This window comes from Allobosea eneae, from assembly GCF_042657265.1.
GTDB lineage: Bacteria > Pseudomonadota > Alphaproteobacteria > Rhizobiales > Beijerinckiaceae > Allobosea > Allobosea eneae.
On record NZ_JBHSLW010000084.1, the window covers coordinates 1 to 539 of the forward strand.

Consider the following 539-nt stretch of genomic DNA (forward strand, 5'->3'; position numbering starts at 1 on the left):
CGTACGCACACGAGGAGGGCCGCATGACTGAAGCCTTCGCGCGAGGGCCGCTGGCGCGATGATGGGGCGCGTGAAGGTCAGGCGGCCTTCTGATCTGCGGGCTTTTCGGCTGCGCGCAGGAGCCGCCACTGCCACGGCAGCAGCTCGTGGAGACGCGAGACGGGCAGATCGGCGATCCGGGCCAGGACGTCGGCGAGCCAGGCTTTTGGATCGACATCGTTGAGGCGAGCCGTGGCGATGAGGGTGAGGATGACGGCGGCGCGGTCGGCGCCGCGCTGGCTGCCGGCGAAGGTCCAGTTGCGCCGCCCCAGAGCGATGCCCCGTAGCGCTCTTTCGGCCGCGTTGTTGCTGAGGCAGATCCTGCCGTCGTCGAGGAAGCGGGCGAAGTCGGCCCAGCGCCTGAGCATGTAGTTGATCGGCTTCAGGACCTCGGCGGAGCGCGAGAGGGTTTCGCGCTCGCGCAGCAACCAGTCATGCATGTCCTCGAGAAGCGGCCTGCTCTTCTCCTGCCGCACTGCCCGCCGCTCCTCGGCACTGCG

Annotated in this window: 1 protein-coding gene; it reads right to left on the bottom strand. The window is 69.0% G+C overall.

Features of this window, described 5'->3' with window-relative positions:
• Positions 1-77 precede the first annotated feature (77 nt).
• Positions 78-539: IS66 family transposase (locus tag ACFPOB_RS29235; protein WP_377801709.1), on the bottom strand; the 462-nt coding region annotated here is incomplete at its 5' end.